Genomic DNA, 23,649 nt, shown 5'->3' on the forward strand with positions numbered 1-23,649 from the left:
GGAAAGCGCCGGTTTTGCCTCCAGACCCTTGCTTCTGTGATGGATATTGTCTGTACTGTGCCCATGAAGATGACCCTGCAAACCCGTCTTCTGCCGGCACCGGACCAGGTGATGGCCTTGGAGGCCACACTACGCGCCTGCAACGCCGCGGCGGATTGGCTGGCGGGCGAGGCCTTTGTCCGAAAGACCGCCAACAAGGTCCTTCTGCAGCAGTTGTACTATCGGGAGTTGCGAGCCCGGTTCGATCTCTCGGCGCAGATGGCGGTGCGGTGTATCGCCCAGACCTGCGAGGCCTATAAACGCGACAAGAAGAAACGGCCGCATTTCCGTCCCTGCGCCTCTATCCCTTAGACCTGCGCCTGATGAGCTTCAAGGGGCTGGACCGGGTGAGTCTTCTGACGCTTCAAGGCCGGATCCTCGTGCCGTTCATCATGGGCACATACCAGTCCGAACGGTTCAGCGCCGCCAAGGGCCAGTGCGATTTGGTCCGGCGGCGCGACGGCCAATGGTTCCTGCTGGTGACGGTCGACGTCCCCGATGGCACCAAAACCTCCACGACCGACTTCCTGGGCGTCGACCTGGGCGTGGCCAACGTCGCTACCGACAGCGACGGCGTGAAACATTCCGGAGATGGCGTCGAGGCCTGTCGCATCCGCCACCACACCCGGCGCCAGGGACTGCAGAAGGCGGCGGGGCGCAAGCGCCGCGGGCGCCGGCCCAAGGCCCCGCCCGCAAACTGCGCACACTCTCCGGGCAGGAAGCCCGTTTTCGCAAGGATGTCAATCATCAGATCTCTAAAACGCTCGTTGCCAAGGCCCAAGACACCGGCCGCGGAATCGCCCTTGAGAACTTGAAGGGCATTCGCGACCGGACACGGTTTCGCAAGGCACACCGGGCGCGGATGGGCGGTTGGGCCTTCCATCAGCTCCGCACCTTCATCGCCTACAAGGCGCAAAGGGGCGGGGTGATGCTGGAGATCGTCGACCCCCGCAACACCAGCCGGGAATGTGCTGTCTGCGGGTACGTCGCCAAAACCAACCGCCCCTCCCAAGCCGAGTTCCGCTGCGGGGTCTGTGGACACACAGACCACGCGGACGTGAACGCGGCCCGGAACATCCGTTCCCGGGCCGGGGCCGCTGTCGACCGGCCTAAAGTCTCGGAACCGCCGCACACGATCGCGGCTTAGTACAGGGACAAGCTCCGTCCTCATTGCAGGCCGTTATGGCCTGTTAGGGCGGGGTTGTTGACTTGTCGTAGGCCAGGTGGTGATGGCCATCGCCCTGCTATTGGCCGTCATCCCTCGGTATGATTCAATGCCGCCGCACGCGTGGTGGGCGAGACCGCGCTTTGGCGTATGCCGCGGACCCCAGGTGTGATGCGGGCTGCGATCATCGTTGCCATCAATGGCTAGTCGCTGTGCGCCGCCGGGACATGCGCGGTGCTTTGAGGGGGCGTTTCGTCTCGCGCGTGTCGCGCAGGCTGCCGGCAAGGCGCGTGGCCGACGCGGCATGCGCGCCCGAAAGCTTTCGGAGTGGCGTGTGAGGCCGGCGATGACGCGCCGGTGATCATCATGAGGGTGCGAGGGCGGTATCGCGTGCGTCGCGCTGTGCGGGTTTGCGCAGGATGAGACCATAGTGGTAGGGCGCGAGCGGTACGATGAGATGGCGCTCGAAGCCGGCGGCGGCGATGGCATTCATGGTTGCCTCCGGGGACAGACGCAACTCAGTGCGTGGTCCGCGGGACTTGCCGAGCACTACGGTCTCCTCGCGCGGACGCGGGTACCAGTTGACGATCACAAAACGGCCTTCGGGGGCGAGCACCGCGGCTACGGCGCGCGCCAGCGCGACCTTGTCGGGCACGCCATGGAAGGTATTGGCCATGAGCACGACATCGAATGGCCCAGGACACGAATGGCCGATGGCCATAGCATCCCCCAATCGCCAGTCGCAGGGCAGATCGGCGCATGCGGCCCGCGCCTGGGCCAGTAGCGCGGGATCGAGATCCAGACCCACGGTGCAGCCCGGCCTGGCGCGGCGCGCCAAGGCCGCTGTGAAGTAACCGTCGCCGCACGCGAGATCGAGCGCGCGCATCCCAGGGACCACCCCCAAGGCCTGCACCACGCCGTCCGGATCGGGCCAGAGCGCGCGCCACCAATCCATGTCCGGCATGCTGGTGGCGGGGAAGAACCCGTCCAAAACGGCCGGCTGGGTGTCTGGGGATGGGTGGCTGGTCATGGGTCGTGGCCCGGTTCGAGGAAGATGACCTTATGAATGATAGTCGCAAGGGTGCCAAAGGTCGCGTCTGGCCGGCGAAACCTGGGGCGATCGAGGTGAGAATGGACGGGCCCGTCAGAGGATGGCGGCCCACGGGTCGCGACCCCGCGGTATGACCGGTCCTTGCTGAAAGCCCAAGAAAAAGGAAGGGCACCCGCCCGAAGGCGGGCGCCGGGGCCATCAAATGTCGACCGTTTGGCGGGCCTGCGGGTGCAGGACAGGCGCGGGCGTCTGCGCTGGGGCCGCAGTCGGGGTCGTGGCGGGGACTGTGGCTGGGGCTATTGCCGGGGCTGGGGCCCGTATCCCCTGGGGCCATTCAACCTGGATCGAGAGCGACGGCAGTGGGCCCATGGGGCCTGCCAGCGGCAGCAATGGCGCCTGGGCGCTCATCAGGCGCTGCATCGCCGCCTGCAGCAGGCGCTGTTGCGCCGCCATGTTTTCGAGCTCCACACCCACCCATGGGGGGAGGGCCGCACCGGCCTTGCCGTTACTCGACCAGGTGACGATGGTCATGCTGCCCGGACCCTGCCAGCGTACGGTCTCGGTGCGTAGCAGACCCCCTCCCGGGGTTCGATAGACACGGACCTGCTGGAAGGGGGCGGGGGCTATCGGCCCAGTCGCCCCCTGGGTGTGGGCCGGCCGGTGGTGAGCCGGGAGCAATGCCAGGGCCGTGGCCACGACCGCGGCCACACCGATGGTCGATATCGCCGTCCGATATTTCCCTTTCATATGCGCAAACCCTCCTCTTCAGATCGTTTGTCACCTGTGACCGTAGGCCCATGGGGCAGGTTCCCATCCGTTTCAAGGCCTTCGCGATGCCCTCCGGCCGATCGGCCGCCGCCTAGGGATGGAAGGTCATCGTCCCGGTATCCGAAGGCGCCTATCATGCCTCCGATCTGCGCACATCTGCCTGGGGCACCATGGGCCTATCGACCGGACCCTTACGCGAATCGCCCACTGAGACTGATCTCGATGAAGCGCGGTTCCCCGGGGTAGGCACTGTCATAGGGCTGACCGACGGCCGCAAAGCCATATTCCTTGTACACTTGGTAATAATGCACATAATAGTGATTATTCAATAGGTTGTCGATGTTGAGAGCGACCTTGAGCGAGCGCAGCACCCCTTGGTGAATGGGAATGCGATAGCTCGCCCCGACATTCAGAACGAAGTAGCCGGCGAGGCGGTTACCGGGGTTGGGGGTGGTGGCGTCCTGGAGCTGCGGGTTGCTTTCAGTTGGTGGCAGGTCATAGGTCGTGACCTGGGAACCGGTATATTGCCCGATGATATCCCCCTGAAAGCGGTCTTTCCGGTAGCTCAGGCCGAGATTGGCAAGCCAGTTCGGGACCGCGGCCAGGGGGTCTCCCGGAAACACATAACCGAACTGCCCCTCGAAGGGCGTATCGGTCGCGGCAAAGCCGTTCAGGTAACGCGCGCGCGTATAGGAGGCGTTGCCCGATACCGCCCAGTGGCGAGTCAGCAGGTATTTGCCGGAGAACTCGGCGCCCTCCATGCGCTCTTTGCCGATGTTTTCGTATTGCGCGAAACCGGTCGTGTAGTTGATGTAGAACGAGAACATCTTGCTCATGTTCTGCAGGAAGCCGTCGAGGTTCAGATAGAGCCGACGGCCCACATAACGCATGCCGGCCTCGTAGGCATTGACGGTCTCGGCGCCCGGGGCGTGTGTGCTCGAGCCGCTTGGTCCGAGCACATAGTCTGCGATCGGCGCGAAGCGTGCCCCTTTGCCATAGCTCGCGTAGGCTACGATCTTGCGCGTGATGTCGTACGACAGTCCGAGATAAGGAAGTATCGCGCGATCACTGTTGGCAAGCGTGTAGGGGTAATCGGGCGCGGCATAGAGGTTGATCGGCTGGTACTGACGCGAGTGGACCTCGGTCACCGTGATCCCGGGCTCCACATGGAGGGTTTTATGGAGTAGTCCGATTTTATCCTGGATGTATCCGCTATACACGGTGCGATACCCATAGCCACCCCATCCGGCGCCAGTGTATGAGTTGTAGCCGTTTATTTCGGGCATGGCGAGAGTTCCATAGAAGTACTGCGTGCCGTGACCGCGCTCATGGGCGAAGAGGCCGCCTATAGTGATATCGTTATACGGCAGGAAGAGATTGACCTTGGGAGTAATTCCAATGGTAGTGGAGGTCTGGTTTGTCCGATCGGCAGCCTCGCCCGCTTGATAGCTCCCGAATACGGCGGCGGGATCGTATGAGAAGCCATTGTTCGGATTGTTGGGGCCTCCCACCGGACCGAATCCGAAATATGGGGCGTTGAAGTTCACCTGATAGGGGTAGGAACCGTTGATGTACTGGGGATTCGTATAGGCGCTCCCGGTACTGTTGCGGCCCTTATAGAAAAGCTTGACGCCAACGAGCAGGTGACGGTTTATGTAGGTCCTGTCACCTACAATCGCCGTTATGAAATTATTGGTCTCATGAGTGCTTGCCTCGGAAAGTGGGTAATTGTAGAAGAGACCATATTTGTTCAGCTGCGCGACCGGCAGCGGGGAGCTTATGAGATAGCCCGTGCCGCGGTTATAGATCAAGGTGCCAGTGAGTTGCGAGAGGCCGTAGTCATAGGGCTTCACAGCGCTGAACAGGAAATCCGTGTAGCGGGCCGGGGTATTTTCGATATAGCCCGCCGTATGGGTATGGGTGAGGCGCATGATCAAGCGCAACCCGCCGGCCGATTTCAGGGTCCCGGAGTTGGCTTCGATGCCGTATTCTGTCGTATTGAACGAGCCGATGCGCGTGAGCAGATCTGCCGAACGCTTAACGCTCGGTTGCAGGGTGTGGTAGGCGATGGTCCCGCCGACAGTGGCGAAGCCCTGCCGGTCGGGTGGCGCCACCCCCGGATAGACCTGCACGCCCTCGATCTGCCCCTTGGAGACTACCGAACCGATGTTGTTATTGAGGTAGGCTCCCTCGCCCCCCGAGAGCAAGCTGATCATGGGGATCCCGTCGAGGGTCTGGGCGAGCTGACTCATGCGCACCCCCCGAATCGTAAGTACCGGCGTGCCCGGACCCACATTCTGCTGATACTCGTTGACCGACGGCGTTTGCTTTAGAATGCTATAGATCGATTGCGAGGAACTCTGGGCGCGGATCTGTTTCTTGGTGAGCACTGACATGTCGGATGGGATGTTGTGTTCACCCATCTCCATTTTCTCGTAACGCTTTTTGACGGCCTCGATCTTCACGACCTTTCTGTGGGTCTTCGTTGTCGCCCAGGCGGCCTGCGGCAATGCCGCCTGACAGGCAATCACCATGAGAAAAAGGGGGCGGAACGACGGGTGTTGCAGGGGGCGAGTATGAGCGCGATGACGCATGGTTCTCCCTCCGGTGGAGGATGGGTACAAGCCGGCATGGCCGGATACCCTGGGCGTTAAGCAATTGCCATGCCATGGACGTGTCCGGCAGACGCGTTGGGGGTGATTGCCCGTCACTGCCAGCTTCTAGAGCCCTATCGGGCACTTCGGGCCTTCGGGTAAGCCAAAGGTATTGCCCGCATTATGGGCATCGTGGATGAATCCCTGCACCATTCGCGGGAGACAGGAATGGGTGTCGAGGTATCCAGAGAAACTCCAATAGTTATGGTCAGCTAAGGCCGCGAGCGAAGGTCGAGAGACAAGAAGGTGTAGGCTTTGAGTATCACGCGATATGCGCCATGGCGACCGCCGGGGTAGGGGAAGGGTCTTGTGATGCGGGGTCTTCAGAGATAGGTGTCGCAGGTGTGCCCGATGGTCGTCGTCGTGGGCCCTCATCCAGCACCGGCCCCCAACCGAGATCGATCCCGACCAGGCGCCCCGTGGCTTGGGAGTCGTACAAGGCCCCCTTGGCCCCCGGATCGGAGAGATCGAATCCCTATGGGAGGAAGGGGATCGGCGGCATACGCCCAAGCCTCTCTTTGGCCTGCCATTCTTGCCCTGGGGATCATGGCGCCCTAGGACGGCCCCGAGGTCCTGTCAGGGCACTCCTTGTCCCTATCCGTCAGGGAAGCGCGCGGATAGGCAGGCCGCCTACCGGTCGCGATAGGTGTCGGCGGCTCCGGGCATCCGGCGCCTGCATGGTATCCCTTTGCATGCGCGCCATCGCGCCATGACGGCTTGGGTAGGGGGACTTTAAGTCCGAGCGGCCCTACCTATGATCCGACGCGTACTCATGTGGGGCCGGCCGCCAGCGCGGGTCGCGCATCCAGGCCGTTACGGAGAGGCGATTTGTGTGGCCTGAAAGCCGCCCAATACAGCAGAGTGCGCCTGGCATCCGGCAGATTCGGGTACGCCGGCCGTCCTCAGCTCTGCTCGGCGAACTCCGCCAGCAGTTCTGCCTGGACGTCCCGCCCGGTACCTTTGTAGGGGCGAGATCTGCGGTATTGGCCGTCGACCTGCAGGATCCAAGCGTGAGTATTGTCCTTTAGGTAACGCTTCAGATCGCGTACGAGGCGATCGCGCAGCCGTGGCGATTGGATTGGAAAGGCCACCTCGACCCGCCGGAAGAAATTACGTTCCATCCAGTCGGCGCTCGCCAGATAGACTTCCGGTTGACTCCCGTTGGCAAAGTAATAGATGCGGCTATGTTCGAGGAACCGACCTATCACGGAACGCACTTGGATATTTTCCGAGACGCCGTCGATGGAGGCGCGATACAAAGCTTGAATGATATCGGGTTCAGTCAGGGCGTTTACCTTGAGTATGATGCGCGCACGGCGGCCGGCCAGCGCGTGCGCCCGCTCGCGGTCGATCAGGGCCAGCATCTGGCTGTGCAAGGTAAACGGACTTTGTATGAGGTGATGTAGCGGCATGATGCTGCCGAGGCTCGTGAGTTGCAGAAAGACCTGATTCACATCCTTGCCGATTTCCGGGCGACACGTGAAATAGCTGTAGTCGGTATAGGCCTTAGCGGTGCGTAGATGGTAATTGCCCGTGCCGAGATGGACATAGCGGCGTAGGACGCCGGCCTCGCGGCGCACTATGAGCGCCATTTTCGCGTGGGTCTTGAAGCCCACGATCCCATACAAGACGTGGGCCCCGGCCTCCTGGAGCTTGTTGGCAAGGGCAATATTGGCGGCCTCGTCGAAGCGCGCGCGCAGCTCGATCACAACAGTCACCTCTTTGCCGGCCTGCGCAGCCGCGACTAGGGCATCGGCGATGAGAGAGTCCGGCCCTGATCGGTACATGGTTTGTTTTATGGCAAGCACCAGGGGGTCCGCGGCTGCCTGCTGGATGAAGTCGACGACCGGCAGGAAGGATTCGAACGGGTGATGCATAAGGAGGTCGGCGTGACGGATAGCGGCGAACAAGTCGCTCCCGGATGCCAGCGTCCGCGGTACTCCGGGGACGAAACCCGGATACTTCAGGTCCGGACGCTCAATACGATCATAGATCTCGCCTAGGCGGTTCAGGTTCACGGGGCCGTTTACGGCATAGAGATCGTCGGCCTCGAGCTCGAACTGGCGCAGAAGGAATCCACTGGTGGCGTCCGGGCATTCGCGTGAAACCTCGAGACGTACGGCGTCACCGTAGCGGCGCGAGGCAATCTCGCCTTGCACGGCGCGCAGGATGTCATCGATCTCATCGTCGTCGATGAAAAGATCGCTGTTGCGCGTCACTCGGAATTGATAACAGCCGAGCACTGCCATGCCCGGAAACAGCCGACCTACATAGGCGTGAATTACCGATGACAGGAGTACGAATTCGTGGCTCTGGTGATCGGTGCGTGGGAGCGCAATGACGCGCGCGAGTGCCCGTGGCGCCTGGACTATGGCCATCCCGCCGTGACGACCAAAGGCATCGCGACCCTCGAGCGAGACAATGAAGTTCAGGCTTTTGTTTAATATTCGGGGGAATGGGTGCGCGGGATCGAGCCCTAGAGGGCTCAGGATCGGCAAAAGCTCCTCCTCGAAGTGGCGGCGCAGCCAAGCGTCTTGGGCCTCGGTCCAGCTGTCGCGTTTAATGATATGAATGCGCGCCGCGGCCAGCTCCGGAATCAGGATCTCATTTAGGACCCGGTATTGCTCGGAGACTAGGTCCAGGGCCTCTTCGCGCACCGCTCGCAGGGTTTCGGTGGCGGTCTTGTCATCCGGCGCAAGCGCGGTCCCGATGATCTGGGCGCGTTGCTGGAGCCCGGCCACGCGCACCTCGAAGAACTCGTCGAGATTGGTGCTCGATATGCACAAAAACCGCAGTCGTTCGAGGAGTGGCAGACGGTCGTCCTTGGCCTGCTCCAGGACCCGCCGGTTGAAGGCAAGTACGCTCAGCTCCCTGTTGATGTACAGGGATGGGTTCTTTAAATCGATGTCGGTCACGGCGCGCGCGCGGTTGCGGGCCGGCCGCCCAGGTCGAGAGTGCTCACGGGTGGTTCCGCTGTTTTAGCGACAGAAGGCCGACATGGTCGGCGGATCAATGCGTGCATATTAGCATGGTTCGTGTCAGGGTCGCGCGCGCCATGCATCGGGCCCGGGAAAGACCGTGGCCACGGCCAAGGAGTGCGGTTGTAGGAATTATGCTGGCATAAGGAACGGTGATGATAAAAGCCCGTAAGAAAGGCACAAAACGGCGCTGGGGAAGGGTCGCGTCCGTTGACAGGGGCGGGTTGTCGCGTGATGATGGGCACGGCGTAAACCACAGGAGCGTCCCAATGTCAATATACAATAAGAAAGGGTGGGCGAGCGTCGCGTGCGCCGGCCTACTGATTCCGCTGCTTGCCTCTGCCGCCGACAAGGCCCCCACGCCCGCCGCACTTTTCAAGGAGGTCCGCGCACTCGAGAACGGCGGTGCGTTGCTGCCAGGGAGCCATTTGTGGATGCATGGCTCACGGATGGCCGATTACTACACCATCGACCGGGCCAATGCGATCGCGGTAAAGGCCGCGGCGCACGGCGTCCGGAACGTGACGCGTTTCCCGGCGGGAAGCCTTTATATCAAGGAAAATTTCGATATCCATAAGGTCTTGAAGACGGTAACGGCGATGCTGAAGGTGCCGGGTTATGATAGTGCCGATCGCGACTGGGTCATGGCCGCTTACAAGCCCGACGGCCACGTCATCGCCTATGGGCGCGTGCACAGTTGCATCTCCTGTCATGCGATCGCCGCCAAGACGGATTTCACGTTCCCATCCGGAACCAATCTGCCGATAGCGACCGTGGAGAAGTTCTTCCCGGGCCAGCCGATCTCGCCTTTCTATCGTGCTGCGCTCGCGCATCAGGGGCATTCTTAAAGCCCATACGATGGATGCGCCTTTCGGGGGCCGACAACACGACGAGCCCGCTGTCGTGCCCTCGTTTTTCCGCGGCGGTTCCGGTATCCTGCCGGATTTTTGGAGGCGCCGTGGTGGAAGACCAGGGGAGCATAGAGCAGGCGCTGCGCGAGCTTCGCGAGCGCACGGCCGCCCTTCGGGGGTATCTTTGACATCGATGCCCGAGAAGAGCGCCTAGCTGAGGTCGAGCGCGAACTTCTGGACCAGCAGGTATGGGCCGACAAGGTGCGAGCTCAGGAGCTCGGGCGCGAGCGGGCACGGCTGGCGGAGACCGTGGGCGCCATTCGCGCGCTCGAGGCGGGCCTTGGCGAGGCCACGGAGCTCTTTGCCATGGCGCGCGCCGAGGGGGATCGGGCCACCGAGGAGGCGATCGCAGGCGATGTAGCGGGCCTTAGGACGCGTCTCGAGACCCTGGAGTTCCAGCGGATGTTTCCGGGTGAGATGGACCCGGCGAACGCCTTTCTCGACATCCAATCGGGGTCGGGCGGGACCGAGGCCCAGGATTGGGCGGAGATGCTGTTGCGGATGTATTTGCGCTACGGCGAGCGTCGCGGTTTCGCGACCGAGATCGTCGAGGTCTCGGCCGGCGAGGTAGCTGGCATCAAGAGCGCCACGATCAAGTACGTTGGCTCCTACGCCTTTGGGCATCTGCGTACGGAGACCGGGGTCCATAGGTTGGTACGCAAATCGCCGTTTGACTCCGGCAATCGCCGGCACACCTCGTTTGCGTCGGTGTTCGTCTACCCCGAGATCGATGACAATATCGATATCGAGATCAATCCCGCCGACTTAAGGATCGATACCTATCGGGCGAGTGGGGCCGGTGGCCAACACGTGAACCGCACGGATTCCGCAGTGCGTATCACCCATGGCCCGAGCGGCATTGTCGTGCAATGTCAGACCGACCGCTCACAGCACAAAAACCGGTCGCAGGCCATGAAGATGTTGAAGGCCCGGCTCTACGAGCTCGAGATGCAAAAGAAGCGTGAGGCGCAGGAGCGGCTCGAGGAGAGCAAGTCGGATATTGGCTGGGGCAGCCAGATCCGCTCTTACGTTCTGGACCAATCGCGCATCAAGGACCTGCGCACCGGTGTCGAGGTCGCGAATACTCAGGCGGTTTTGGACGGCGATCTGGATCGATTCATCGAGGCGAGCTTAAAGAGCGGCCTGTGAGGGGAGGGGTAGGTGTGAGCGAAGGGCGAGACGACAACGAGATCACAGGAGACGAGGACCGCCATATCGCGCTGCGCCGCGAGAAGCTCGAGGCGTGGCGTGCGGAGGGCAATGCCTATCCCAACGACTTTCGCCCCGATCACCAGGCCGGTCCGTTGCTGGCCGATTATCGGGACGCCCCCGAGGAGATGTTGACTGCCGTCGGGGAACTGCGTCTGGGCGGGCGGATCATGACCAAGCGGGTCATGGGACGCGCAAGCTTCTGCCACATCCAGGACGCGACCGGGCGCATCCAGATATTTGTCGAGCGTGACGTCGTGGGTCCGACCTACGAGGCCTTCAAGCGATGGGACCTTGGGGATATCATTGGCGTGACCGGGCGGCTGTTCCGGACAAAGACTGGGGAGCTGAGCGTACGTGCGGCACATCTGCGGCTACTCGTCAAAAGCCTACGACCTTTACCCGAGAAGTTCCACGGGCTTACCGATCAGGAAACGCGTTACCGCAAACGCTATCTTGACCTTATCGTAAACCCCGATACGCGTCTCGTCTTCGAGCGCCGCGAGCGTATCATTGCTTATCTGCGCGCGTTTCTGAAGGGGCGTGGGTTCAGTGAAGTCGAGACACCAATGATGCAGCCGCTCGCCGGTGGTGCGACTGCGCGACCGTTCGTGACTCACCATAATGCGCTCGACATCCCGCTGTTTCTGCGCATTGCGCCCGAACTCTACCTAAAGCGACTGGTGGTCGGCGGCTTCGAGCGCGTTTTCGAGATCAATCGCAATTTCCGCAACGAGGGCCTGAGCACGCGTCATAACCCCGAATTCACGATGGTTGAATTCTATCAAGCCTATGCTGACTATCGCGACTTGATGGACATGACGGAGGTCCTGTTGCGTGGGATGTGCATGGAGGTGTTGGGGACATCCATGCTCACCTACCAGGGAGAGCGCTACGATTTGGGGGCACCGTTTGCGCGCTGGACGGTCGAGGAGGTGATTCGCCGCCATCATCCGGATGCCCCGTCCGACCTGCGCGATGTCTCGGCGCTGCGGGCGTTTCTGGTCGCCAAGGGGCTACCGGTGGAACCCGGCCTCGAGGCTGGAGGGTTGCAGATGGCGATCTTTGAGAAGACCATCGAGGGTCATTTGTTGCAGCCAACGTTCATAACGGCGTATCCGGCGGAGGTCTCGCCGCTTGCGCGACGCAACGATTCCGACCCGTTTGTGACCGACCGCTTTGAGTTGTTCGTCGGGGGCCGGGAGATCGCTAACGGCTTTTCGGAATTGAATGACCCCGAGGATCAGGCGCGGCGTTTCAGGCGTCAGGTCGAGCGGCGCGGGGATGGCGACGAAGAGGCCATGCACTACGATGCCGATTATATCGAGGCACTTGAATACGGCATGCCGCCCACGGCCGGCGAGGGGATCGGTATCGACCGCTTGGTCATGTTGTTCACGGACGCCCCGAGCATTCGCGACGTGATCCTGTTTCCGCATATGCGCCCTCAGGGTTCATGATCGATATCCCTCCTGTCGTGTTCCTCATGGGGCCGACAGGGGCGGGCAAGACTGCCACTGTGTTTGCGTTGAGCCGGCTCCTGGCCATCGAGGTTATCAGCGTCGATGCCGCCCAGATCTACCGCGGACTCGATATCGGTACGGCCAAACCCACCCTTGGTGAACGCCGCGTCCTGCCGCACGGTCTCATAGATATTCGCAGCGTCGCGGAAAGCTACTCGGCGGCGGCGTTTTGCCAGGACGCGCGGCTGGCGATAGATGCCGCGCTCCGCCGCCGGCGCGTGCCGGTTCTGGTCGGGGGCAGCAGCTTTTATTTTCGGGCGCTGGAACATGGGTTGCCCGATATCCCGGCGAGCGATGCCGCGAGGCGCGCAGCGCTGATGGCGGAGCTTGCCACCAAAGGGCTGCCAGCGCTCTATGCGGAACTCGTCGAGCGCGATCCACGACGGGCCTTGGCCATCGCACCTACCGACCCGCAGAGGATCGTGCGCGCGCTCGAGATCGTCCGTGCAGTGGGGCGCGTACCGGCGGTCGGGGGGGCACCGCAAGGGCGCTATGCATGGCTTAAGTTCGCCGTGGCCCCGCGCGAGCGCGCGGAACTTCATCGTCGTATCGGGCTACGCTTTCGGCGCATGCTCGTGCGCGGTCTTATAGAGGAGGCGGCCTGGTTATTCGGACAGGGGTTGCCGGCGGAAGCCCCGGCGCTGCGGCTTGTGGGTTATCGCCAGGTCGGAGAATACCTGCGGGACAAAATCCCGTATAATGATCTCGTCGAGCAGGGCAGCGCCGCTACGCGGCAGCTCGCCAAGCGTCAACTGACTTGGTTGCGGGCGGATCCGGCCGTACGATGGCTGGACGGGGATGGTCCCCGGGCGCCCGAGGCCTGCGCGACGATTATACGGGATGTCATCGATGCCATGGGATATGGCTTATGACGCATAACCGCCAGGCGCCTCAGTAACGGTAATATAAGAACAGGAGAACTGTCATGAGTCAGCATAGAGGGCAGGCTTTACAAGACCCTTATTTGAATGTTCTGCGCAAGGAACATGTGCCGGTTTCGGTCTTTTTGGTGAACGGCATCAAGTTGCAGGGGCAAATCGAGTCTTTCGACCAGTTTGTGGTCTTATTGAAGAATACCGTGAGCCAGATGATCTACAAGCATGCCATCTCCACGGTGGTGCCCAGTCGTCCGGTCAAGTTTACCTTTGATATGGACGAGGCGGACAAGGGGGTAGGCAACGAATAAGTGGCAGAGTCTCGGCGAGTCCGCGGGCCGCGAGCGCACCGTCCTGGTGCATTTGCGGCTGGCGGACGCCGAGGAGCAGGAGGATCTCGAGGAGCTGCGGCTACTCGCGCTGTCAGCGGGCGCGGAGATCGTCGGGGTCGTGGAGGGCGCGCGCCAACAGCCGGATAGCGCGACCTATGTTGGTTCGGGCAAGGCGGAGGAGGTACGCGCGCTGGTCGCCTCGACCGGCGCGGAGCTGGTGGTGGTGAACGCCGCCTTGTCGCCTGGACAGGAGCGCAACCTGGAGAAGGCGGTTGCGGCCCGCGTGCTGGATCGGACCGGCCTCATCCTCGACATCTTTGCGCAGCGCGCCCATTCCCATGAAGGCAAACTCCAGGTGCAGCTGGCCCAGCTCGAGCACCTGTCGACCCGGCTTGTCCGCGGATGGACGCACCTCGAGCGCCAGAAAGGCGGTATAGGGTTACGCGGACCGGGCGAAACCCAGCTTGAGAGCGACCGGCGCATGATCGGCGAGCGCATCCGGGTGCTGCATAAGCGCCTCGATAAGGTGCGTAGGCAACGTCTGATGCGCCGTCGGGCGCGACTGCGCTCCGTGGTCCCCACGGTCTCTCTGGTCGGCTATACCAACGCCGGCAAGTCCTCGCTCTTCAATGTCCTGACCGGGGCAGGTGTCTATGCCGCCGATCGCCTCTTTGCGACCCTGGACCCGACGATGCGGCGTGTGGAGCTTGCGGGGGCCGGCGCTATGATCCTCGCTGATACCGTAGGCTTCATTCGTCACCTCCCGCACGGTCTGGTCGCGGCGTTTCGGTCGACCTTGGAGGAGGTGCAGTTTGCCGATCTGCTGCTGCACGTGGTGGATGCAAGCCATCCCGATCATTACGCCTATGAGGAACAAGTCAATCGCGTGTTGGCCGAGATCGGTGCCGAGGATGTACCGCGGCTCATGGTCATGAACAAGATCGATGCGATCGGAGATCAGCCGAGGATCGAGGTCGATGGGTTTGGGCAGGCGCGACGGGTCTTCGTTTCCGCGCACACCGGTGCGGGCCTCGATGGACTGTTGGACGCTATCCACCAGCGGCTGGGGCCGCTGCAGGTCCAGGCCGTGATCCGCATCCCACTCCACGAGGGTCGTCTGCGCTCACGCCTCTATGGGGCGGGGACCGTGCTGAGCGAAGCGGTTGAAGGCGATATGTTGCTCATGACGCTTGCCATGTCGCGCGAGGCGGGGCGGTGGATTGCCGCCGAGCAGGGTGTGGAGGTGACGTTTATGGCCTCCGGCGAGAAAGAGCAGGACGAGGTCGGTGTGGGACATGCCTGAAGGGCGCGGGATCCCGTTTGCGAAGGGTGCCTGGGGTGGGCGGCCTTGGCCTTGAGGAGGTTGTGCGCTGGCCGGATACGGGTGCGATGCGGCCCGGGAATCTCCCGACCGATGGCCAATATGCGCTCGTGAAAGACCCGACGAATGCGCTTTAGGACGTCGATGGCCGGATCTGCCTTGCCCTGGTAGTGATGATAGAGGCCGCCTTTCAGAGGTCCGCAGGCATCCCCGCGTCGGCCATCGACGTCCTTTGGTGCCCGTGGTCCCGGAAGAACCTGGCAGCCTTCTGGACGATTTCCCTGGCGACGGTCTTTGGAATACCCATCGCACCAACTCCCGCACGGCATCTCCCTTATGTTGTCGGCCTCGAGATGCGACGGCTTAACAAGGGTGCTGCTAGCATCCAGAAAAAGATCCATATGGATCGTCCTATGTGCGAGCGCGAGGACATTCTGTCTTGGGGTGATGCCCAGCGCCGTTCCTGGGACGAAGGCTATGGTGGCGTAAACGACTGTCAAAAAGCGCGTAAATATGGCGGTAATCCGCGGTTTTCTTCATGACGACGGCCATCGACGGATGGCGCAGCATCTCAGGTTTCCGGACTATGGAGCGTGGCGTGGGTGGCTGGAAACAGCCGCACTCAAGCGGCCGGCCGATCCATGCCCGATCTTTTCTGACAACCATGGAAATACAATCGACCACCCCATCGGCAGTATCTACACCAATGTCCCCAGCGCACGCCCTTCATAAGCTTGGCGCGGACGATGTGGTTGCAGGTCAACGGGAGGGCGGTCGTTATCGAGGATCGCGGCACTTTTGGGTTGTCTGGTAGACGGCGCTTTATCGCATGGTCGTGGATATGGGGCAGACCTATGGTAACCGTCCGTAGCGCATCCTGCGCGAGGGTGGGTTGCTGAAGCGGTGGTACGATCGGGAACGCGCGGCAAGCGGATATCGGGAACGTCGAGACAATGGCCCATGCGCTGCTCCATGCAGTGACCGGAAAGCGACCCCACAATGCCTTGGACCCCAAGCACGTCTGTGGGGCCGCGACCGGGTTGGACAGATCCAAGCCGCTTACGGGGCTGGCGGCTTTATGGGAGATTGCTTCAGTACCCATCGGACCATGCCCTCGGCCTGGGTCATCGACAGATTCGGATGCGGGATCATGGGCGTATTGTAGGTCCAGGGGGCCCAGTACCCGGTCCCGCCCGTAATGACCTTGCGGGCCAGATGTTGGAGCGAGCCGGGCTGGGTTCGATAGTGGTATGCGACCCACGAGAACGCCGGACCGATCTTGCGGCTGTGGACCGCATGACAGGTAAAGCAGCCGGCCTGTGTCATCAGCGCGCGCTCGTGGTGCATGGTGCCGTGGGCGACGACGACTGCGGCGAGCGCCGACAAGACGAGGGTCATGGTCATCTTTCGGGGAATGGGCATGGTACGCGCGACCGCGGCGTGGACAGAGGGTGATGGATAACGGTGGGTTTTCATAGTAGGCGTTTCCCTCGGGCTTGAAAAAGTTCAGGATTGCCGCGTCCTTCGGCATGGATGACCGCCAGACATCCTTGATGAACGACACGCGTCAGTGCGTGATCGACGAGTTTGATGTCGGTGGCCACGGGAAAGTGAAGCGTGGCCACGGTCGCCGATCCTGGCGGCACGGGATAGGTCTGCACGAAGTGCAGCGGTTTGTTTGCCGTGGCCCCTTCCGGCCATAGCTCGTGCCAGACATTGCCGATCGCGTGGAAGCTACAGGAAAGATTGGGGCCGCCCACGACGAAATAGATGCGCGCCGTGGATCCCGTCCGGACCTGCATGGCACCATAGCGTTGGGCGGTCAGTCCATGTGCCGCGCCATTTATCACCACATAGGTCGGCTGTTCCCGCACCATGGCGCCGATGGCGAAGTGATGCTGGCCGGGTAGACCCGCGGGCTTATCCGTATAGATCTCGTTCTGGCCCAGATAAAACTCATAGTCCACTCGCGGCAGTCCGGCCTTGGGCTCCACGAGGATCATGCCGAACATGCCGGAACTTATGTGCATGTCCATGTTGGAGACCGCGCAATGGTAGATGAAGGCCCCGGGGTAGGTGGCGCGAAAACGCAGACGCGCCTCCTCCCCAGGCTCCGTCCAGGTCGCAAGGGCGCCACCGCCAGGGCCCATGGCCGCGTGAAAATCCACGTTATGCGCCTCGGTGTTGGTTTTGGGGTTGCGGAACGTGAGGTCGATGATGTCGCCCTCGCGTACGCGGATGAACGGACCGGGCACCTAGCCATTATAGGTCATGAACCGAAACAAGACCCCGGGCTCGATCTCGGCTATGATCTCGCGCGCCTCCAACACTATCGGTACGATCTCGGGCCGTCTGCGCGCTATCGGTGGCGGGATATGAGTCGGATCCGCGGCCACTCGCTTCAGAATCCCTGAGGCCTGTGCGATGCGCCGAGCGCCGATAATCGTGCCGGCACCTGATGTTGGCGTGAGGCCGGCCAGGGAAGCGACGCCCATGGCGGTCGTGGCGTATTGGAGGAACCGCCTGCGGCCTATGGCGTGTGCCCCTTCGTGCTCGCCCGCCTCGCCATTTGTGGTTTTTGTCACCATGGGCGTCCCCTATGAGAATGAGCGGTAACTGCGACCGTTACCACGGTGGATGTGTCATGGTGTTACAGCGTCACCGGCATAGCCATCGTAGGTTTCCATAATGTCCCATATGTAGAGATCCTTATATTGAGGATAATCAATTTCTCCCGCGGCGTGTCTCAGCAGGGCGGAATTATGGAAATCGGATCCGTGTGCCACTACGCGGTTTATGACGCCGGGATGTCAGGCCGGCGTGGGTGGGCCACGTGAGGCGAACGGATGAAGGGCGGGTCCAGACATCGGCGGGATTCGTGGTCGGCGCAGCGCACCCCATGCAACGACAGGATAGATGGCGCGCGACCCAGGCGGGACATTCTACGGGGAAGGGGCGCAGATAACCTGGAGAGTCCGGCGACTGCGGGGGCGGGTGGGGCGATGTTTCATGGGGATCATGGCGGCGCCCGGATCAGGCGTCCCTGAGGTATCAGCGGATAGCGGTTGCGTGCCTTACCATTACCAAGCCGGGCCAGTTACCGCCGGCTGGACCTATGCCACAAGGCGACCCGGGCCGCGTGCCGATGAGGCGATAGGGGGGCAGCGCCGGTAGTGCGCCGCAACGATGGCCGCAGGCCGTTTGGCCGATGGATCGCGTCCTGGCGGTGCGATCACGGTGTCACCGTCCGCGGCGTCTTTCCTGGGGCGGGGGACGGGTCTCCTTGAGGGCATCGGCCACGACTGCGCGTCTCTCGGGTGATCAGCCGGCCTAGTCGCCGTGGCGGCCATGCTTGTTGATGGCCTGGGTATGACCCCAGTCGGTGATCGATGGCACGCGTACCCCGACCCACCAGTAATCCCCTACGCTGTCCTGGCTGTGGCCACCGATCAATTCGTAACCATCGTTGATGCGGACGTGGTCGAGGTAATCCTCCGCATCCTGGCGGCGACGAAACAGCGACCAGTTGACGGCATTGGCGAGCGGTCTGCGGCTTGGCACCTCGTGGTCGTTTTTCAGAATCTCATGGGTCATGACTGATCCCTCTTTTCACTTGAGCCGATGGCTATCAGTATAGACCACGAGGACGTGGTGGCGCCTTACCTCAAGGTCAGGGTGACAGCTGGCGATGGGTTGGCTTGTGCGCAACCACGGTCGAGACGGGCACGGCCATGATCCAGTCCCAGGAATTGTCGAGATAGATCGTGCCGCCGACGATCACGGGATTGACGATGCCGAAACGCCCTCCCAGATACTTCTGCCCGATCAGGCGTCCCGTATGGGCATTCAAGACGAACAGGCGCGGTCCAGTACTGATGAAGAGTTTGCCGTGGGAATAGGTGGCCGGCCCGCGGCCGGCGCCGGCCGCTCCCGCCTTCGGGATGTGCCAGGTCCAAAGGACCTTGCCGCTATGGAGATCGTAGGCCTGGTAGATATTGTCCACCGGCGTACCTACGTAGACCGCATTTCCGTGGATCATGGGCACCCCGCCCTTGAATGCCGGGGGCTTGGGGCCGAGGCCCATGGTGTGCGTCCAGAGCACACGCCCATCCTCGGCATTGTAGGCGCGCACGATGGTCGTCATGGTGGTGCGTCCGCCGTGTGACGGGACGACGGCCACGGCATCCATCACGGCGACACCGTGGGCCACGGCTGGCGAGACATCTCCGAGCCCCGTTTTTGTGGCGCGCCGGATTGAGGCCTTCCACACGATATGGCCATTCTCGGCCGACAGACAGTAGAGATAAGGAACGACCGACAAGGCGACGTAGACGTGCCCATGGTAGATGGCCGGGTCCGACATATTGGCGATGCCACCGGCACGTTTCACCCAGATCTGATGGCCGGTTTGTGCATTGATGGCGTAGATGTCGCCGGAGCCCGTGTCGATAAAGAGCCGGTTGTCGGCAATCGCCGGCGTCGGCATCGTTGCGCCCATGGTCCCGAAATGCCACAGCAGCTTTCCTGTGGTCCGGTCGAGGGCGTAGACCCCATTGTAGCTCACGCCCGCCCCACGTGCCGCGGTTTTTTGCGAATACCGCTGAACATTCGAAAAATTGAAGCCGACATTGCCGGCCGTCAGATATACGACATGACCAAAGACGAGTGGATCACCCATGAGCGTGTTGCCGACGGGGCTTGTGCGCCAGATGAGCCGTCCCGTGCGGGCATTCAGGGCATAGGCGAATTCATCATCGCTTTCTGCGTAAATGATGCCATCGGCCGCGGAAACACCGAGCGCGTTCCCATAGAATTGGGTCATGGTGGCGAGCGCCAGCCGGTCTCCATAGACCTTGGCGCCGAACGGCTTATGGCGGGACAGGGGCCAGGCGCGCGCCTCGGCATAGCGCCATGTGACGCCACTTTTTAGCCACGTCGGGGCCGAGGAACCAACGGGATAGGCCGAGTCGTGGCGGGCGTTGCCGTAGGCGTGCGTCCAGGCGTGCGGGAATCCGACCTGAGCGGCTGGGGACGGCAAGTTGCGCGCATAAAAGACCCGTGCGTAGGGCCCGTGTTGCGACCCTGGGACGAGCGTGGCCGTGGCCACCAACGGGCCTGCCAATAAGGCCGCTACACCCATAAACCGCGGCAAGATATCCGGCATAGGTATCCTCCATGACACGCAGTACGGTAGCGCATGATGAAGGGCCAGGGACGGGACAAAAGCCGGGGCCGCGCGCCATCACGCCCCGCGCAGCCCTTGGGGTGATTAGCGGCCGCTCGCATGCGGGTGATGGGTCTTGCGCGCACGAGGGTTGCGATGGCAACGCCATGGCGTGTCTTAGGCGTGCTGATGGCATCGTGCCGCGGTCGTACCCCAGACGGCACAAGGAGGCGATCGTCCGGCGTCGTGCCGGGCGGGGCGATCGTGGCGGCCTGTGAGCCCCTAGCGGCCCGGGCTCTGGTTGCGCGAAGCCCCTTCCTCGGTGATGTAATGCAAAAAGGCCCGCGCCACCGGGGAGAGCTGTTTGGTGGAGGGGTAGATCACATACCATTGGCGTCGTAACGGGAAGCCGCGCACGTCAAGGACCGCGAAGGCGCCGGAGGCCGCATCGAGGGTGAGGGTGTGCCCGGACAATACCGCCACTCCGAGCCCGCCGGCCACGGCTTGCTTGACCGCCTCATTGCTGCCGAGGGTCATGCGAATCTTGGGCTGCACGCTATGCTTTTCAAAAAAGCGCTCGGCGGCAAGCCGCGTCCCTGATCCCGGTTCGCGCATAATGAACGATTCATCGGCCAGCCGTTCGGGGGCGATGTCGTGTTGCGAGGCCAGCGGGTGATCGGCGGGCGCGATCAGAACCAGCGGATTTTCCATAAAGGGCTGCGCGATCACACTCAGCTGCTCGGGGGCTTGGCCCATGATGTAGAGGTCATCCAGGTTGTGCTTCAGGCGCTCTATGAGTTGGTCGCGATTGGCGATCTCCAGTGTGGCCTCTATCCCGGAGTGGCGCTTGCAGAACGCCCCGAGGAAATGCGGGGCGAAGTATTGCGCGGTGGTAATGATGGAGAGTTTAAGGTTGCCGCGCTCGAGTCCCTGGTCCGCGGCAAGATCCCCCGATAGGCGCTCCAGGCGATCGAAGACGTCGAGCGCCCCGGCGTATACGAGGCGCCCAGCCTCGGTCAGAAACAGCCGTTTGCCGATCTGCTCATGAAGGGGGGCGCCCACTGTGCCGGACAATTGCTTGATCTGTATCGACAGCGCGGCCGGCGTCATATGCAGCTCCTCGGCGGCGCGCGTCATGTTGAGATGGCGGGCGAGCGACAGAAAGATCTTCAGTTGATGGAGTGTGACGCGGCGCAGAAACATGAGCGATTATCATTTAACGTAGTGGCATCGACGTTTAATTTAACTAAAATCTCCAGAGATTGCAAAGACGCAGCCGGCCGAGATCCGTACGCGATGGATAACCACACGCGGATCTGCGCTGGGGGTCCGGTCCACGGCTCGGCGCGCGCGCACGGCTTGCAGACGGGCAGATGAGATCCGGGCATTGCCCCGGGGTCTGTGCGCGGCGCGCACTAAGGCGAGGGATTCGCAAGCGTGGCCCGGTCGAGCCGGAAACCGACATCGTCCCCAAGGTGGCGCCTATTCTTGCCGACAGGCGGCGTGGTGCGCGCGGCGAGTGGGCGAGGGCCTGATCGTCCGGCGGGGTCCGGCGACGGAGCCCGCAGCCCGCACCCCTGGTCGGTCGCCACCGTCCTGCGGGCCCGGGCGGCCACAGACCCTCACGGTCGTCCGCCCTCCCTGACCCACTCGGTATCTTTTACGGTACCCCATCGTCCACAACGATATGCTTTAGTAAAACATAACATTAAGTTTTTTTTACTTGGCCTTATGGGACAGCCTTTGTACATTGAGCGCCCTATGCCGCTTTGCAGGTCGAGTTGATCGTTACTTCAGGAGGATCTATGGCTGGTAAATATGAAGCCGGAGTCAAGGAGTACCGCCAGACGTATTGGGCTCCGGACTACGTGCCTTTGGACTCGGATATTTTGGCGTGTTTCAAAATCGTGCCGCAGCCCGGCGTGGACCGGGAAGAGGCAGCCGCGGCAGTGGCGGCCGAATCCTCCACCGGGACTTGGACGACGGTCTGGACTGACCTGCTTACGGACCTCGACTACTACAAGGGCCGCGCCTACCGTATCGAAGACGTCCCAGGTGATGATACCTCCTTCTACGCCTTCATTGCCTACCCGATCGACCTCTTCGAGGAGGGGTCGGTGGTCAATGTATTCACTTCGCTCGTCGGTAATGTGTTCGGGTTCAAGGCGGTACGCTCTCTGCGCCTGGAAGACGTGCGTTTCCCGCTCCATTACGTCATGACCTGCAACGGTCCGCCGCACGGTATCCAGGTCGAACGCGACAAGATGGACAAGTATGGCCGCCCGATGCTCGGCTGTACCATCAAGCCCAAGCTCGGCCTGTCGGCCAAAAACTACGGCCGTGCGGTCTACGAGGCCCTGCGTGGCGGTCTCGATTTCACCAAGGACGACGAGAACGTCAACTCCCAGCCGTTCATGCGCTGGCGTGATCGTTTCCTGTTTGTCGCCGATGCGATTCACAACGCCGAGGCCCAGACCGGTGAGCGCAAAGGGCACTATCTGAATGTCACCGCGCCGTCCCCGGAGGAGATGTACGAGCGTGCCGAGTTCGCCAAGGAACTGCGCATGCCGATCATCATGCATGACTACCTGACCGGCGGCTTCTGCGCCAATACCGGCCTTGCCCGCTGGTGCCGCAAGAACGGTATCCTGCTGCACATTCACCGCGCCATGCACGCGGTCATCGACCGTAACCCGCACCACGGTATCCATTTCCGGGTGCTGACCAAGGCCTTGCGCCTGTCCGGCGGTGACCACCTCCACAGCGGTACCGTGGTCGGTAAGCTCGAAGGCGATCGCGCCTCGACGCTCGGCTGGATCGATCTCTTGCGCGAATCCTATGTCCCGGAGGACCGCAGCCGTGGAATCTTCTTTGATCAGGACTGGGGCGCCATGCCGGGGGCCTTCGCGGTCGCCTCGGGCGGTATCCATGTCTGGCATATGCCGTCCTTGGTCGCGATCTTCGGGGATGACGCGGTGCTCCAGTTCGGTGGCGGTACGCTGGGTCATCCGTGGGGAAATGCCGCGGGCGCGGCCGCCAATCGCGTGGCCCTCGAGGCCTGCGTCGAGGCGCGCAATCGGGGCGTGGATATCGAGAAAGAGGGTAAGACCGTACTGACGAATGCCGCGCGGCACTCGCCCGAGCTCAAGATTGCCCTGGAGACCTGGAAAGAGATCAAGTTCGAGTTCGATACCGTCGACAAGCTCGACGTCCAGAACCGGTAATTACCGAGATCAGACACGTCATTGAGTAAGGAGGTCGCCATGGCCGATGTGCAAGAATACAAGCAAACTCGCCGGTACGAGACATTCTCGTACCTCCCACCGCTGTCTGCCGAGCAGGTTCGTGCGCAGGTTCAGTACATGATCGCGCAGGGCTGGAACCCGGCAGTGGAGCATATAGAGCCCAACCGGCCTTTCACATATTACTGGTACATGTGGAAGCTGCCGATGTTCGGGGAACGCAACGCCGATACCGTTCTGGGCGAGATCGAGGCGTGCCGCCGGGAATACCCCAATCATCTGATTCGCCTGATCGGGTACGACAACTACACGCAGAGCCAGGGGCTGTCGTTCGTGGTCCACCGGGGTTCCTAAAGACGCGATGAGATCAGCGGGCCGGGTCCGGGGAATGAACCGGATCACGCGCCCCATAGGGGG

General features: G+C 62.1%; 17 protein-coding genes and 2 pseudogenes. 10 read left to right on the plus strand and 9 right to left on the minus strand.

Annotation, left to right across the window (positions count from 1 at the left end):
* Window positions 1-57: 57 nt before the first annotated feature.
* A complete protein-coding gene (locus tag C4900_RS08420) occupies window positions 58-351 on the plus strand; it encodes a hypothetical protein (protein ID WP_147267119.1) in 294 nt (97 codons plus the stop codon).
* A gap of 154 nt (window positions 352-505) precedes the next feature.
* Entirely contained in the window at window positions 506-1,186 is a 681-nt protein-coding gene (locus C4900_RS17255) for an RNA-guided endonuclease InsQ/TnpB family protein (RefSeq protein ID WP_211306849.1), read from the plus strand.
* Between the two features lie 382 nt (window positions 1,187-1,568).
* Here C4900_RS17255 and C4900_RS08430 read toward each other — a convergent pair whose 3' ends face one another.
* From C4900_RS08430 to ppk1, 4 genes are all read right to left on the minus strand, one after another.
* Window positions 1,569-2,159 (minus strand): class I SAM-dependent methyltransferase, encoded by a 591-nt coding sequence (locus C4900_RS08430; protein WP_211306850.1) that lies wholly within the window; start codon window positions 2,157-2,159, stop codon window positions 1,569-1,571.
* Window positions 2,160-2,453: 294 nt separating this feature from the next.
* Window positions 2,454-3,002, minus strand: coding sequence for a hypothetical protein (locus C4900_RS08435; protein ID WP_114282942.1), 549 nt, complete (start codon window positions 3,000-3,002; stop codon window positions 2,454-2,456).
* A 212-nt stretch (window positions 3,003-3,214) separates the two neighbouring features.
* Complete coding sequence (locus C4900_RS08440; protein ID WP_114282943.1) at window positions 3,215-5,617, minus strand: TonB-dependent receptor; 2,403 nt, start codon at window positions 5,615-5,617, stop codon at window positions 3,215-3,217.
* A 962-nt stretch (window positions 5,618-6,579) separates the two neighbouring features.
* On the minus strand, window positions 6,580-8,592 hold the full coding sequence (ppk1, locus tag C4900_RS08445; protein WP_114282944.1) for a polyphosphate kinase 1: 2,013 nt from the start codon (window positions 8,590-8,592) through the stop codon (window positions 6,580-6,582).
* 332 nt (window positions 8,593-8,924) lie between these two features.
* On the opposite strand from ppk1, the gene C4900_RS08450 reads away from it, so the two are divergent.
* The 6 genes and pseudogenes from C4900_RS08450 to hflX form a co-directional block, all read left to right on the plus strand.
* Entirely contained in the window at window positions 8,925-9,503 is a 579-nt protein-coding gene (locus tag C4900_RS08450) for a cytochrome P460 family protein (protein WP_211306851.1), read from the plus strand.
* A gap of 113 nt (window positions 9,504-9,616) precedes the next feature.
* A protein-coding gene (gene prfB / locus C4900_RS08455) for a peptide chain release factor 2 (RefSeq protein ID WP_338144572.1) occupies window positions 9,617-10,715 on the plus strand; the annotation gives its coding sequence in 2 pieces (ribosomal slippage) (window positions 9,617-9,691 and window positions 9,693-10,715; 1,098 coding nt in all).
* 14 nt (window positions 10,716-10,729) lie between these two features.
* Window positions 10,730-12,235: a lysine--tRNA ligase gene (gene lysS / locus C4900_RS08460; protein WP_114282946.1), complete on the plus strand. Its 1,506-nt coding sequence runs from the start codon at window positions 10,730-10,732 to the stop codon at window positions 12,233-12,235.
* The gene (gene miaA, locus C4900_RS08465; RefSeq protein WP_065969871.1) at window positions 12,232-13,170 is read left to right on the plus strand and encodes a tRNA (adenosine(37)-N6)-dimethylallyltransferase MiaA; all 939 of its coding nucleotides are present in this window, start codon (window positions 12,232-12,234) and stop codon (window positions 13,168-13,170) included. Before lysS ends, miaA begins: the two co-directional genes overlap by 4 nt.
* Before the next feature lie 53 nt (window positions 13,171-13,223).
* Entirely contained in the window at window positions 13,224-13,484 is a 261-nt protein-coding gene (gene hfq / locus C4900_RS08470) for an RNA chaperone Hfq (protein WP_065969872.1), read from the plus strand.
* A 25-nt stretch (window positions 13,485-13,509) separates the two neighbouring features.
* Window positions 13,510-14,808: pseudogene (gene hflX, locus C4900_RS08475) on the plus strand (ribosome rescue GTPase HflX); the annotation flags it as partial.
* Between the two features lie 1,077 nt (window positions 14,809-15,885).
* On the opposite strand, the gene C4900_RS08480 reads toward hflX, so the two are convergent.
* The 5 genes and pseudogenes from C4900_RS08480 to C4900_RS08500 form a co-directional block, all read right to left on the minus strand.
* Complete coding sequence (locus C4900_RS08480) at window positions 15,886-16,302, minus strand: c-type cytochrome (protein WP_114282947.1); 417 nt, start codon at window positions 16,300-16,302, stop codon at window positions 15,886-15,888.
* Window positions 16,299-17,414, minus strand: a pseudogene (nirK, locus tag C4900_RS08485) (copper-containing nitrite reductase). Before nirK ends, C4900_RS08480 begins: the two are co-directional and overlap by 4 nt.
* A 742-nt stretch (window positions 17,415-18,156) precedes the next feature.
* Window positions 18,157-18,420 carry a hypothetical protein gene (locus tag C4900_RS08490; RefSeq protein ID WP_065972142.1) on the minus strand — a complete coding sequence of 88 codons (264 nt, stop codon included), beginning with the start codon at window positions 18,418-18,420 and terminating at the stop codon, window positions 18,157-18,159.
* A 76-nt stretch (window positions 18,421-18,496) separates the two neighbouring features.
* Window positions 18,497-19,990 carry an outer membrane protein assembly factor BamB family protein gene (locus tag C4900_RS08495; protein WP_114282948.1) on the minus strand — a complete coding sequence of 498 codons (1,494 nt, stop codon included), beginning with the start codon at window positions 19,988-19,990 and terminating at the stop codon, window positions 18,497-18,499.
* A gap of 282 nt (window positions 19,991-20,272) precedes the next feature.
* A complete protein-coding gene (locus C4900_RS08500) occupies window positions 20,273-21,193 on the minus strand; it encodes a LysR family transcriptional regulator (RefSeq protein WP_065972141.1) in 921 nt (306 codons plus the stop codon).
* Window positions 21,194-21,795: 602 nt separating this feature from the next.
* Between C4900_RS08500 and C4900_RS08505 the strand changes: the two genes are divergently transcribed.
* Window positions 21,796-23,214 carry a form I ribulose bisphosphate carboxylase large subunit gene (locus tag C4900_RS08505; protein ID WP_065972140.1) on the plus strand — a complete coding sequence of 473 codons (1,419 nt, stop codon included), beginning with the start codon at window positions 21,796-21,798 and terminating at the stop codon, window positions 23,212-23,214.
* 39 nt (window positions 23,215-23,253) lie between these two features.
* The gene (locus C4900_RS08510; protein WP_065972139.1) at window positions 23,254-23,586 is read left to right on the plus strand and encodes a ribulose bisphosphate carboxylase small subunit; all 333 of its coding nucleotides are present in this window, start codon (window positions 23,254-23,256) and stop codon (window positions 23,584-23,586) included.
* Window positions 23,587-23,649: the final 63 nt, after the last annotated feature.

It is taken from the genome of Acidiferrobacter thiooxydans (assembly GCF_003333315.1).
GTDB lineage: Bacteria > Pseudomonadota > Gammaproteobacteria > Acidiferrobacterales > Acidiferrobacteraceae > Acidiferrobacter > Acidiferrobacter thiooxydans.

Coding starts and splice junctions, on each gene's coding strand:
- hfq (WP_065969872.1), top strand. CDS start 13,224: ATGAGTCAGCATAGAGGGCAGGCTTTACAAGACCCTTATTTGAATGTT.
- C4900_RS08450 (WP_211306851.1), top strand. CDS start 8,925: ATGTCAATATACAATAAGAAAGGGTGGGCGAGCGTCGCGTGCGCCGGC.
- C4900_RS08500 (WP_065972141.1), bottom strand. CDS start 21,193: ATGTTTCTGCGCCGCGTCACACTCCATCAACTGAAGATCTTTCTGTCG.
- C4900_RS08495 (WP_114282948.1), bottom strand. CDS start 19,990: ATGCCGGATATCTTGCCGCGGTTTATGGGTGTAGCGGCCTTATTGGCA.
- C4900_RS08440 (WP_114282943.1), bottom strand. CDS start 5,617: ATGCGTCATCGCGCTCATACTCGCCCCCTGCAACACCCGTCGTTCCGC.
- C4900_RS08480 (WP_114282947.1), bottom strand. CDS start 16,302: ATGAAAACCCACCGTTATCCATCACCCTCTGTCCACGCCGCGGTCGCG.
- C4900_RS17255 (WP_211306849.1), top strand. CDS start 506: ATGGTTCCTGCTGGTGACGGTCGACGTCCCCGATGGCACCAAAACCTC.
- C4900_RS08435 (WP_114282942.1), bottom strand. CDS start 3,002: ATGAAAGGGAAATATCGGACGGCGATATCGACCATCGGTGTGGCCGCG.
- C4900_RS08490 (WP_065972142.1), bottom strand. CDS start 18,420: ATGACCCATGAGATTCTGAAAAACGACCACGAGGTGCCAAGCCGCAGA.
- C4900_RS08505 (WP_065972140.1), top strand. CDS start 21,796: ATGGCTGGTAAATATGAAGCCGGAGTCAAGGAGTACCGCCAGACGTAT.
- C4900_RS08430 (WP_211306850.1), bottom strand. CDS start 2,159: ATGGATTGGTGGCGCGCGCTCTGGCCCGATCCGGACGGCGTGGTGCAG.
- miaA (WP_065969871.1), top strand. CDS start 12,232: ATGATCGATATCCCTCCTGTCGTGTTCCTCATGGGGCCGACAGGGGCG.
- C4900_RS08510 (WP_065972139.1), top strand. CDS start 23,254: ATGGCCGATGTGCAAGAATACAAGCAAACTCGCCGGTACGAGACATTC.